Origin of the sequence: Dyella flagellata, from assembly GCF_030160275.1 — a bacterium.
Lineage (GTDB): Bacteria > Pseudomonadota > Gammaproteobacteria > Xanthomonadales > Rhodanobacteraceae > Dyella_B > Dyella_B flagellata.
On sequence record NZ_BSOA01000015.1, the window covers coordinates 205,218 to 218,056 of the forward strand.

The 12,839-nt window shown below is 63.1% G+C and carries 7 protein-coding genes; 5 read left to right on the plus strand and 2 right to left on the minus strand.

What is annotated here, in order from left to right; all coding sequences use genetic code 11:
* Nucleotides 1-16: 16 nt before the first annotated feature.
* Nucleotides 17-1,738, minus strand: coding sequence for a ShlB/FhaC/HecB family hemolysin secretion/activation protein (locus QQJ96_RS09850; RefSeq protein WP_284331819.1), 1,722 nt, complete (start codon nt 1,736-1,738; stop codon nt 17-19).
* A gap of 269 nt (nt 1,739-2,007) precedes the next feature.
* Complete coding sequence (locus QQJ96_RS09855) at nt 2,008-3,573, minus strand: PAS domain-containing protein (protein ID WP_284331820.1); 1,566 nt, start codon at nt 3,571-3,573, stop codon at nt 2,008-2,010.
* A 309-nt stretch (nt 3,574-3,882) separates the two neighbouring features.
* On the opposite strand from QQJ96_RS09855, the gene QQJ96_RS09860 reads away from it, so the two are divergent.
* The 5 genes from QQJ96_RS09860 to QQJ96_RS09880 all read left to right on the plus strand — a co-directional run bounded on the left by QQJ96_RS09860 (nt 3,883) and on the right by QQJ96_RS09880 (nt 12,722).
* Complete coding sequence (locus tag QQJ96_RS09860) at nt 3,883-6,585, plus strand: beta-mannosidase (RefSeq protein WP_284331821.1); 2,703 nt, start codon at nt 3,883-3,885, stop codon at nt 6,583-6,585.
* Nucleotides 6,586-6,845: 260 nt separating this feature from the next.
* Nucleotides 6,846-8,279, plus strand: a complete 1,434-nt coding sequence (locus QQJ96_RS09865; RefSeq protein ID WP_284331822.1) for a glycoside hydrolase family 125 protein — start codon at nt 6,846-6,848, stop codon at nt 8,277-8,279.
* 266 nt (nt 8,280-8,545) lie between these two features.
* Entirely contained in the window at nt 8,546-10,687 is a 2,142-nt protein-coding gene (locus tag QQJ96_RS09870) for a PAS domain-containing sensor histidine kinase (protein WP_284331823.1), read from the plus strand.
* Nucleotides 10,684-11,073 (plus strand): response regulator, encoded by a 390-nt coding sequence (locus QQJ96_RS09875; protein WP_284331824.1) that lies wholly within the window; start codon nt 10,684-10,686, stop codon nt 11,071-11,073. The genes QQJ96_RS09870 and QQJ96_RS09875 overlap by 4 nt, the downstream gene beginning before the upstream one ends.
* The gene (locus QQJ96_RS09880; RefSeq protein ID WP_284331825.1) at nt 11,070-12,722 is read left to right on the plus strand and encodes a putative bifunctional diguanylate cyclase/phosphodiesterase; all 1,653 of its coding nucleotides are present in this window, start codon (nt 11,070-11,072) and stop codon (nt 12,720-12,722) included. The genes QQJ96_RS09875 and QQJ96_RS09880 overlap by 4 nt, the downstream gene beginning before the upstream one ends.
* The last annotated feature ends 117 nt before the right edge of the window (nt 12,723-12,839 follow it).

The window sequence follows — 12,839 nt, forward strand, 5'->3', positions numbered from 1 at the left end:
CAAAGTCCAAAAGCAATTAGTAGGTGTAGATCCATTGCATGCCGGCGCTGGGGTGCCGGGTTGGGAAGCCGCGTGGCGCTTGCAGCGGCCAGCCGGCGAACAGATCCCAACTCAAGCCCCAGCGCGTGCCGCGCACGCCTGTCACCACACCGCTCAGGCTGTGGCTGCTGTAGGCGCGCGTTGTTTCGCCGCCGACGTGGCCCACGTCCATGCCGGCATACACGGTCGCGCCGCTGCCGCCGAGCGGCAGGTTGAGCGTGTTGCGCCAATACGCACCGTGGTTGCCGCCCAACACGGTGTTGCCGTCGTAGCCGCGCACGGTGTAGCGGCCGCCAACCGTGATGTAGTCCTCGGCATAGAGCCGATCACCGGTCGCTTGTGCATGCAGCTCGGATAGCCACATCCAAGGTGTGCCGAGCGCCTGGAACGGCAGGCTCAAGCTGCCATCGAAGACGGTGACGCCGTAACGGTTGGTGGGGCCGCCGTTGACGCTGGGCTGCCATTGCCCGCCCATCCACGGCACGCCCCAGCGATAGGCGAGACGCAGATCCAATTGCGCCGCGCCAAGGTAGTGGCGCTGGATCAACGCGAGTTCCGCCGAGGTCACCTTGCGGCGCTGCGTTTGCACTTCCACGCTGTCGACGTAGCTGTGCTCGTGACGCGTGGCGAGCGTCATCTGCAAGGAGGTGCGGCTATGCGCATTACGATGCAGCAGGCGCGTGGCGCTGAAAGCGAGGCTGCGCGAATTGCCGGTGTACGCGAAGGTTTGCAACGAACCGAACACCGACTGGCGGTAGGCGTAGTTCGACGAGGACAGGCTGAAGGTCCAGTCGCGCCACGGCACGCTGTAATTGAAGTTGCCGCCGTGCGTGCCCTTGATGTGGTCGTAGTCGCCGACGCTGTGGGTGTAGCCGATGCTGAGCAGGTCGTTGATGCCCAGCGGCTGGTCGATCGCCAGCGTCAGGCCGCCTTGTTCCTTGCCGGTGTCGTAGGCGCCGCTGTCATCGAGGTTGGCCATCAGCCGCCAGGACTTGCCGCGCGAAATGCTCAGCAGCAGATCCGACGTGCCCGGTTGCGCACCCGGTGCGATATCGATCTTGGCTTCCTGCGACGGCACGCGCTTGAGCTGTTCCAGCCCTTGTTCGATCGCGCGCAAATTCAGCACGTCGCCCGGCTTGATCGGCAATGCGTTCTGCCAGTAAGCCGTGGCCGAACCCTGCGCGAAACGCACCGCGCCCACCGTGCCGGCAAGCAGCACCACGCGCAGCCTGCCGCTGGCGAGGTTCTGCTCCGGGATGACCACGCGGCTGGTGATGTAGCCGCGCGCGAGGATCAGGTCGGAAGTACGGTGCGCGAGCAAGCGCAGACCTTCCTGGCCGATGCACTGTCCGCGATAGGCATCGAGGTACTTCTGCACGAAGGCGAAGTCCTGTGCATGCGCGCCTTCCAATGCGATCGCCTGGATGCGGAAGCAGGGCGTTTCGGCCGGCACCGTGGTGAGGTGATAGTCGATCTGGGCGCCCGGTTGCAGGCGCACGTCCGGTGCCGTGCGCAAGGCTTCGCGCTGTTGCGCCTGACGCTGAGCCTGGTCACGCTGGGCCTGTTCGGCCGCCGCGCTCTGTGCCCGTGCTGTGGGCGCATGGCCTACGGCAACGGCAATCAAGCTGAAAAAAAGCCACATCGAGGTGGCACGGCGTTCGGGCGAACGCCGCTTTGGTCCCCTGTTTTTACCACGCATGCCGCCGGCCGCTCCTTGGAAAATCCGTTTGTGTGTGCCCCTGCTCACCGCATTCCCTAGTGATGCGGTCGATCGACGAGCCTCGAATTACGTTAACTCGCCTTTGTGAACTTCCCATTATAACGTGATGTAAGTCTCATCCCATCAGACGCATGCTTGACGACAGGTAGGCGTAAGTCTTCGTTTTTGTAGGCTGGGCTGCCAATCCCGGCATCGCGCGGCGGCATACATGGCAATGCTGGGATTGGCATCCCAGCCTAAGGGCGTTGCTACAGCAGCTCCCGCAGCTTGCGCGCCAAGTCCGCATGGCGATACGGCTTGCCGAGCACGGGGAATTCCACCGCTTCCTTTTCATTCAAAGGCGCATAGCCTGTAACCAGCAACACCTTGAGATTCGGTTGCTGCCGGGTAGCGGTGCGTGCGAGTGCGACGCCATCCATCGAACCGGGCATGATCACGTCGGACAGCAGCAATTCGAAGCTGTCGTTGTGCTCCAGCATTCGCAGCGCCGACTCCGCGTCGTTCGCGATGGCGGCTTGATAACCAAGCAACTCCAACATCTGCTTGGTGGTGTAGGCCACGTCGCTGCGATCTTCCACCAGCAGGATGCGTGGCTGCACGCCGGTTTCGGAATCTTCATCCTGAAGTTCCGGCAAGGACGCTACCGTATAAGGTAGAAGCAGGTGGATGGAGGTGCCCGCGCCTTGCTTGCTTTCCACATGCAGGCTGCCACCGGACTGGCGGGCGAAGCCGTAGGCCACCGACAGGCCCAGCCCCGCGCCCTTGCCTTCGGTCTTGGTGGTGAAGAACGGATCGAGCACGCGCTTGAGGACGTCGGGGGGCATGCCGGGGCCGTTATCGGCGATGACGATCTCGACATAGCGCCCCGGCTCGACACTGCGCAGCGCGGCTTCCTTGGCCAGTAGCTCGCGGTTGAACGTGCTGATGTCCAGGCGCTGGTCCGCCGCGCCCTTCATCGCGTCGCGCGCATTGATGGCGATGTTGAGCAGGATCGGCTCCGCCTGTGCCGGGTCGGCGTTGCAATACCATAGCTGCGGCTGCAAATGCAGGCCTACATGGATCTGCTCGCCCAGCGCCTGCGTCAGCACACTGCTCAAGCGCTCCAGCAGCTGGTTGATGTCGATCGGCTTGGAGGCAAAGGTCTGGCGCTTGGCGAACACCATCAACTGCTTGGTGAGCGTGCCGGCGCGGTCGATCGCGCGGCGGCAGGTGTCGATGGTGCGGGCAGTGCGGCGGGCGATGTCCTCGTCAGCAGCCACGCTCAGCTCGATCATTTCCAGCGAAGTCTGGATGACTTGCAGCAGGTTGTTGTAGTCGTGCGCGACGCCGCCGGTGAGTTTGCCCAATGCTTCCAGCCGCATCGCTTGCTGCAAGGCTTCTTCGGTTTCCTTGCGCTGGGAAATATCTCGCAGGTAGCCGAAGAAATGCGTGGTCTGCCCCATCTCATCGCGGATCGGGCTGATGTACAGCAGGTTCCAGAACGTGCTGCCGTCCTTGCGGTAGTTGAGCAGCTCGGTGGTCACCTCACGACAGTCGCGCAAGGCGTCGGCGATCTCCCGCAAAGCCTCTGCACTGGTGTCGCTTCCCTGCAGGAAGCGGCAGTTGCGCCCAAGCACCTCCTCACGCGCATAGCCGGTCATGCGCAAAAACGCGTCGTTGGCGAAGAGGATGGCTTGCTCAGGGCTGGCGTCGGTCACGATGATGCCGACGCTGCTGGCTTCGATGCCCTTGGCCAGCGTGGCGGTATCGAGCAGTCGGTGAGACGGGAACGGCATTCCTGGCACGCCGCTTTGGCGACTCGCGCGCTCGTTCATGGGGGCGGCTCCTGATCGCGGCCGTTTTACTGCTGCCTGCATGGCGGGCATGTGAAGTCGTCAAATCCTTTCATGACATGCAATGGGAACGTAGGCTGGGATGAAATCCCAGCATCGCGGTGCTGGCATGCATGGCGATGCTGGGATTGTCATCCCAGCCTACCTCCATCCCACGTATTGCACCGCGGCATGCATGCCCCACTAGGCAGCTGCTAGCTTGAGCTGATATAGATCGATTTAAATGGGGTGCGCCGGGACCTGCCCGCGTCTTGGCGCAACACGTATCCACGCATACACGGCTTGAGCAGCATGCTTCCATTCCTCCGCTGGTCCCCAGGCACATCACGGCCTGGTTCGAAACTCGCCCTGCTGTCGCTGCTGCTGTTGCCGCTGGCAACGTGCAACGTTGCGGCGCAAACCACGTCGCAGACCTTGGATCGCGGCTGGCGCTTCCGCCTGCTGCAGGGCGATACGCAGGTCAAGCAGCATCACGACGCCAGTCGCTGGCACGCCGCTACGGTGCCGGGCACAGTGCAGACCGACCTGATGGCGGCGAAGCTGCTGCCCGATCCGTTCTATCGCGACAACGAAGCGCGCGTGCAATGGGTGGGGCTGGCCGACTGGCAGTACGAAACCAGCTTCACCGTCGACAAGGCCACGCTGGCGCGCGATCACGCCGAACTGGTGTTCGACGGGCTGGACACTTTCGCCGACGTCTATCTCAACAGCCAGAAGCTGGCTTCGACCGACAACATGTTCCGCCGCTGGCGCGTGCCGGTGAAGTCCACGCTGCACGAAGGCAGCAACCGGCTGGAAGTGCGCTTGTATTCGCCGATCAAGCGCCTGCTGCCGTGGCTGCTGAAGCAGCCCTATGCGCTGCCGGGTGAATTCGATTCCGCCTTCGGCGACGAGCCCAAGGGCAAGCAGACCGCCAATTACGTGCGCAAGGCCGCCTATCAGTACGGCTGGGACTGGGGGCCGCGCATCGTCACTGAAGGCATCTGGCAGGCGGTGCACCTGGACAGCTGGAATACGCTGCGCGTGGATGGCTTCCACATCCAGCAGAACTATGTGAGCGCTGAAGCCGCCCAGGTGGCGGCGCAATGGGAGGTGCTTGCCGACGCCTCCAGGCAGGTGCACGTAAGCGTGGACGCGGTCGGTCCGGATGGACAGGTCGCCGCCCACGCCGAGCAGGACGTCACGGTCGATCCGGGCAGCAATTCGGTCAGCGTGCCGCTGCGCATTGCGAACCCGAAGCGCTGGTACCCAGCCGGCTATGGCGCGCAGGACTTGTACACGTTCAAGGCCAGTCTGCGCGACGGCGGCACCGAGGTGTACAGCGTGCAGCGCGCAACCGGCCTGCGCACCATTCAATTGCGGCGCGAAAAGGATGCCTGGGGCCGGAGCTTCGCTTTCGTGGTCAACGGCATACCCGTGTTCGCCAAGGGCGCGGACATGATTCCGTTCGACAGCTTTCCCCCACGCGCTACTAATGCGCAGATGGAGCGCGTGCTGCAATCGGCGCGCGACGCCAACATGAACGCGGTGCGCATCTGGGGTGGCGGCTACTACATGCCCGATGCGTTCTACGAAATGACCGACCGGCTGGGCCTGATGGTATGGCAGGACTTCATGTTCGGCGGGGCGATTCCGCCTAGCGATACCGCTTTCGTGGAGAACACGCGGCAGGAAGCGATCGAACAGGTGAAGCGCCTGCGCGATCACCCCAGCATCGTGCTCTGGTGCGGCAACAACGAAGTGCAAACCGGCTGGGATGGCTGGGGCGACCGCCTGGCGCTGAAGAAGGCGATTTCCGGCGACGAGCGCGAGAAGCTGGTGACCGGCATGGTGAACCTGTTCAGCAACACGCTGCGCAACGTGGTCACGCAATACGACCCGGCCGTGCCGTATTGGGCCAGCTCGCCGAGCACCGACTACGAAGGACCGGCCAACGTACTGGATGACGGCGACTATCACTATTGGAACGTCTGGTCCGGCGAAGCCAAGCCGGTGACCGAGTACCTCAACGTGACGCCGCGCTTCCAGTCGGAATACGGCCTGCAGTCGTTCCCCGAGATGCGCACCATCCGCGCCTTCACCCAGGCCGGCGACCTGCAGCCGGAATCGCCGGTGATGCGCGCGCACCAGAAGTTCGACAGCGGCAATGGCAACAAGCGCTTGTTGCTGTACATCACGCGCAGCTACGGCGAGCCGAAGGATTTCGAGTCATTCGTCTATCTGAGCCAGGTGATGCAGGCCGAAGGCATCCAACTCGCGGCCGAGCATCTGCGTGCATCGCGGCCGCAGGCGATGGGCTCGATGTATTGGCAGCTCAACGACGTATGGCCGGGCGCGTCCTGGTCGAGCATCGATTATTTCGGTCACTGGAAAGCGCTGCAGTTCCATGCACGGCGGTTCTATGCACCAGTGTTGATTGCCGCCTTGCGCAATAACGGCAGCACCACCGTTTCTCTCGTGTCCGACAGCACCACGCCCAGCACCCTGCACTGGCGCATGCGTACGATGGACTTCTCCGGCAAGGTGCTGGGCGAGCATCAGGAAGCGGCCCAGCTTGCGGCGCTCAGCAGTACCAAAGTAGCTACTTTTACAGATGCGCAGTTGCTCAACGGTGCCGATCCGCATGCGACATTCGCGGTATTCGAGCTGCTGGACGGGGACAAGCCGGTTTCGCGCAACCTGGTGTTCTTCGACGAAGCCAAGACGCTGGCCTTGCCTGCGCCGCAAATCAAAACCACCCTGGCGACTGGCGCGGACGGCTACCAACTGACGCTGTCCAGCGACAAGCTGGCGCGGGAAGTGTGGGTTTCCTTCGGTGATCTGGATGCCGAGGTATCGGACAACGCGTTTGACTTGTTGCCGGGGCGGAGTGTGACCGTGACGGTGCACAGCAAGCTGGTGCTGGATAAGTTGCGGCGGGCTTTGCGGGTGCAGGATCTGGCGAATGTGATGTCAAAAGGCTCTGCTCAACCGGAAAGCGGCAGGCAGCCATGATCGGTCCCCTCCCCTACGTGTACCTGATTAGCGTCATGTCTCAGCTACGCGATATGCAACTCCCTCCCCTGCTTGCAGGGGAGGGTTGGGGTGGGGTTGTACGAGCTTGCCGCCATGTGTGAGTTCACCGCGAGGTCGCTTCACCCCACCCCAGCCCTCCCCTACTACACGTAGGGGAGGGAGCGAGTACTCGCCAGCTGAGACATAACGCTAATCAGATACGTGTAGTAGTTACCCCTTGCGAAGAGATGCTTTACGCCATGCCCACACGCCGCGATTTTCTCAAGCTGATCAGCACCGCCACCGCAGCAGGCATGGCCGGCATTGCGCTACCAACTTTGGCCGGCAATGCCACGGGCTATGTCAGCAAGCGCCCGCCCCTGGCCAAGCGCAAATTCACCAGCCAGGCGGTCGAACGCCAGCTCGCCCGCGTGAAGGCCGCGATCGGCGACCCCAAGCTCGCCTGGATGTTCGAAAACTGCTACCCGAACACGCTCGACACCACGGTGGAGTTGGGTACGCTCGACGGCAAGCCGGATACCTTCGTGATCACCGGCGACATCGATGCGATGTGGCTGCGCGATTCTTCCGCACAGGTCGTGCCCTATCTCCCCTTGGCGAAAGACGATCCAGCGCTGCAGCGCTTGTTCCGCGGCCTGATTCGCCGCCAGGCGCACTGCATCCGCATCGATCCCTACGCCAACGCTTTCCTGCCCGATCCGCACGCCAAGCCGCTGGAGTGGTCGGTACATGATGTTACCGACATGAAGCCCGGCGTCGGCGAGCGCAAATGGGAAATCGATTCGCTGTGCTATCCGATCCGTCTCGCGCACGGCTATTGGCAGGCAACCGGCGACACCCGGCCGTTCGACGACGACTGGCGCGAAGCCATGCACCTGGTGCTCAAGACCTTTCGCGAACAGCAGCGCAAGTACGATCACGGGCCGTATCACTTCCAACGAACCTCCGCGGTACCTAGCGAATCGTTGATGCTCGGCGGCTACGGCAATCCCACGCGGCCGAACGGCATGATCCATTCGATGTTCCGTCCTTCTGACGACGCCTGTGTGTATCCCCTTTCCGTGCCTTCCAATCTGTTTGCGGTGTTGTCGCTGCGCCAACTCGCACACATGAGTCGCGCCATGCACGATGCCGCGTTCGCAGCGGAGTGCGAGGCGCTGGCGGATGAAGTGGAACGAGCCGTGCAAAGGGACGGCCGCATGCACGATGCGGACGGCAAAGCGTTCTGGGCGTACGAAATCGACGGCTTCGGCAACCAGCTGTTCATGGATGATGCCAACGTGCCTAGCCTGCTCGCCCTGCCGTACCTGGGCTGCTGTGATCGCAATGATCCGGTCTATCGCCGCACGCGCGAACTGGCATGGAGCACGCGCAATCCGTATTTCTTCCGTGGCAAGGCGGGCGAAGGCATCGGCGGTCCGCACGAGGGCCTGCGCATGATCTGGCCGATGTCGATCATGATGTATGCGCAGACCAGCTCCGATGTTGCGCAAATCCGGCAATGCCTGAGGTGGTTGCGCGATACCGATGCGGGCAGCGGCTTCATGCATGAAGCCTTCGATCAGGACGACCCGGCGAAATTCACGCGCAGCTGGTTTGCGTGGGCGAATACCTTGTTTGGCGAGTTGATGGTGGATATCCAGCGCAAGCATCCTGAGCTGCTGCGCGGCTAACGCGTAGGCTGGGATGACAATCCCAGCATTCCCCAAGCATCCCGAAGCTGGGATTGCCATCCCAGCCTACGCGCCGTGAAACAGAGCTTTTCACAAAAATTTCACGTACCTGGCGGTGATGTTACCCATGCCCAGGGATGAGCCGGCCCGTCACGACTGGTTCTTCACCCCTTTATCGCTATCGATAAAGGGATACCATGGGTGTTGCTGCGTCATCTCGTGCACAGGAAGACAAAAATCGCGGGTTAGTTAAAGGGGGGCTAGCTGTGACGAAGCGACCTGTTCCGGCCGGTAGCGCGATCTGCGCCGTAGGGACTTTTCTCCTGCTCTTCAGTTGGCCGCTGCTCGCCAAGCCCTCGACCGCAGGCGAGGTCGCGCTGGCTGACATGGTGACGACCGGGAACTACGTATTCGCTGCCCTGCTGCTGCTCGCCGCCTGCTTCGCGATCCTGCTGTGGCGCTTCCATGTAATGCGGCAAAAGCTGCGTGTCAGCGTGCGCCTGCTTGACGACATCTTCCAGCACTCCGGTGTGGCGATGAAGGTGAAGGATGCGCAAGGCCGCATCCTGCGCGTCAATGAGGTGGCCGCCAAGCTGATGGGGAAACCGGCGCACGAATTGATCGGCAATACGGTCGACATCGTCGCCACGCCGGAATCCGCCGAGCTGATCCGCAAGCACGATCACGAGGTGATGGAGGAACGCAGCGTCACCGCCTGCGAGGAGCAGGTCGACTATCTCGGCGGTTCCTATACCCTGCTCACCCGGCGCTTTCCCCTGACCAACAAGCGGGGCGCGGTGGCCGGCGTAGGGGTGATCTCCATGGACATCACCCAACGCACGCTCATGGAGCACGAGTTGCGGCTGGCCAAGGGCGAATCGGAGGCGGCCAACCAGGCCAAATCGCTGTTCCTGGCGAACATGAGCCATGAACTGCGCACGCCGCTCAACAGCATCATCGGCTTGAGCGAACTGACCTTTGAACAAGCCGAGGAACGCGAGGACAACGAGACCGCCGAGATCATGCAGCGCGTGGTCAATGCCGGACGGCACCTGCTTTCGTTGATCAACGACATCCTGGATATCGCGCGCATCGAATCGGGCCGCGTCGAACTTCAAACCGAAGTCGTGCATGTTGAGACCCTGGTCGGAAGCGTGATCAATTCCATGCAGACACTGGCCAGCGCCAACGGCAACAAACTGCTGCTGGAAGTGGCGCCGGAAGTAAACCTGGCCAATATCGACGTGATGCGCCTGCGACAGGTGCTGCTCAACCTGATCGGCAACGCCATCAAGTTCACGCGCCACGGCGAGGTGAAGGTCAAGCTGTCCTGCCGTGACGACCAGCTGTACGTCTCGGTGTCGGATACCGGCATCGGCATGACGCAAGAGCAAGTGCAACGAATTTTCGAGCCCTTCGAACAGGCCGACCGTTCCATCGCGCGCCGTTTCGGCGGCTCGGGCCTGGGCCTTACCATCTCGCGCCAGCTGCTGGGCCTGATGCGCGGCCGCATCGAAGTCAGCAGCGATATCCAATCCGGCAGCGTGTTCACCTTCACCTTGCCGGTGGGTGATGTCGACAAGGCCGAAACGCGTGCGGCCACCGCCGCCGCCAACCCTGCTTCCGCCCGCGGCCGCAATCCGGTGGTGCTGGTGGTGGACGACGATCCCGACGCGTGCGAACTGGTCCGTACCGCGCTGCAACGCGATGGTATGAACGTAGTCAGCGCTTCGTCCGGTGAGCAGGCACTCGCCCTTACCCGTTCGCTGCGGCCGGCGGTGATGGTGCTGGACATTCTGTTGGGCGACATGACCGGATGGGACGTGCTAGCGGCGATCCGCGCCGATCCCGAACATGCCGAGCTGCCGGTGATTCTCTGCACGGTCACGGATCCGGATCGGCGCACCGGCTTGCTCGGCGTGGTCGAACACCTCACCAAGCCGTTCGACCGCGAGCACCTGAGCCACCTGGTGCAGCGTTTCCTGGGTGGCGCGAACAGCGGCTCGCTGATGGTGGTGGACGACGACGATTTCTATCGCGACTCGATCGCCGCCGTGCTGCGCCAGGCAGGCCACCAGGTGGAGACGGCGCCCAATGGCGAGCATGCCCTGAGCATGATGCGGGACCGTCCGCCCGACCTGCTGCTGTTGGATATGGTCATGCCCGGCATGGACGGCCTGGCGGTGATCGAGGCCATGCGGGTCGATCCGGCGCTGGCGCCCGTGCCGATCATGCTGGTGACGGCGGCGGACATCACGCCGGAAGTGTCCCGGCGCTTGTACGAACGCGCCGTGCTGCTGATACGCAAGGGCGAGGCCGATCTTGCGGACGTAGTCCGGCAGGTGCATCGCCTGCTGGAGCGGCTGCGGATACCGACGAGCCAAAGCGAGGTGAAACAAGCAACATGACCACCCTGCTCTACGTCGAGGACGACGAGGACAACGCCTTCATGCTGGGGCGTCGGCTGCAGCGGCACGGCATCCAGATACGCCATGTCGAGGATGGTGAAAAGGCGCTCATCGCCGCGGTATGGAAACGCCCCGACGCCGTGCTGCTGGACATCAACCTGCCCGGCATCAATGGCCTGGAGGTGTTGCACAAGCTGCGCGCCAATCCGCTCACCGTGGACATACCGGTGATCGTGCTGTCCGCGCACGTGATGGAGGACGACATTCTCAAGGCCATGCAGGCGGGCGCCAACGCCTTCGTCCCCAAGCCGATCGATTTTCCGCAGTTGCTCGATGCCTTGCAGCGGCTGGTCAAACGCGACAGCCTGGAGGACAGCGCACCGTGAGCCTGGATGCTCGTATCCTCATCGTGGACGACGACGAAAACAGCCGCTTCATGTTGCGCAAGCGGCTCAAGCAGTTGGGCTTCCAGCACGTGACCGAGGCCCGCGACGGCGATGCCGGGCTGGACCAGGCGCGGCGACTGCCGCCCGACATCATGCTGTTGGACGTAATGATGCCCGGCATCGATGGCGTGACCGTGCTGCGCATGATGCGCGACGACGAGCAGCTGCGCGACATCTCCGTGCTCATGGTCTCGGCCCACGATACCTTGAGCATGGCCGCCCAATGTATCGAGCTTGGTGCCGAGGATTACCTGGCCAAGCCGGTGCTGATGCCCTTGTTGCGCGCGCGCATCGCCGCCGTGCTGGAGCGTCGTCGCTTGCGTAACGTCGAGCACGCCTTTCTGGCCCGCTTCGATGAGCAAACCGGCCTGCCCAATCGCGCCGCGCTGCTTGAACGCATCGAGTCCGCGATGATGTCCGGCCGTCCACTGACGCTGGTGGCGGTCACTTGTAACAACCACGCCAACATCGCACTCGGCATGGACGAGCGCCAGGCCGCGGCGCTGTTGAGCGAATTGGCCTCGCACGTTCGATCGTGCTGGGAGCAGGTCGACACCATTGCCCGCGTCGCCGAAAACATGCTGGGCTGGCTGATCCCCGGCGTGCAGGCCGACCAGCAGCTGGTGCTGGAAGTGCAGGCCGTGCTCGGCATGACGGCGCATGCCTCGATGCACGGGCTCACCGCCAGCATCGCCACCTGGCCAGTCGCAGGGATGCTCGCCGACGCCACCGAGCTGCTGCGTCTGGCGATGAACGAAGCGGCCCGCATCGATCCCTTGGGCGAGGAGCGCGTGACCCTGGCCGATCCGGCACTGCGCACTCGTACACGCGCGGCGCTGGCCATCCATGAGCAGTTGGAAGAAGGGCTCGCACGCGGCGAACTGGAGCTCTACTACCAGCCGATTTTTTCGGTCCAGGCCGATCCACGCCTGGTCGGCGCCGAAGCCTTGCTGCGCTGGAATCACCCGCAACGTGGAGTGCTCGCGCCTGGCGAATTCCTCGAGGCGATCGAGCAGACTCCGCTGATGAACCGCATCGACGCCTGGGTCATGGAGCAGGCCATCGCCAATCTGGTAGCTTGGGACCGCGAGCTGCCAAGCAACTTCCGCCTGCACGTGAACGCCACCGCGCGCAGCCTCGCCTCGGGCCGGTTGATGGAGATCCTCACCACCCATCTATCCGAACCGGTACGCCGGCACCTGGCGCTGGAGCTGACCGAACGCCTGTACGTGTCGGACATGCCGTCCTGCGTTTCCATGCTGCAATCCCTGCGGGCACTGGGGATCCATGTGGCGCTGGATGATTTCGGCACCGGCTTCTCCTCGCTCAGCCACGTGAGTTTGCTGCCCTGCGACACGATGAAGATCGATCGCAGTTTCGTCAGCGGCGTCTACGCCAACGAGCAAATGCGCCGGCTGCTTGAATCGATGGTGAGCATGGCCCAGTCGCTCGGCCTGACAGTGATCGTGGAAGGCGTCGAGCATGATGGCGAACTGGCCGTGCTGCGCGAAATGGGATGCCCGTTCGTGCAGGGCTACTTGCTTGGGGCGCCTCGGCCGGAGATCGATTTCTTGCGGCACCTGCATTGATGCGGCCTTGCATCTCCTCTAATGTCAGCGCTGCCTAGCGCCCGTTGTTCGCGGCCAATTGCTGTCGGCCTGCCCGTGCGACGGCTGGCAACCATGGGTAAATGACGCGTCAAGCCA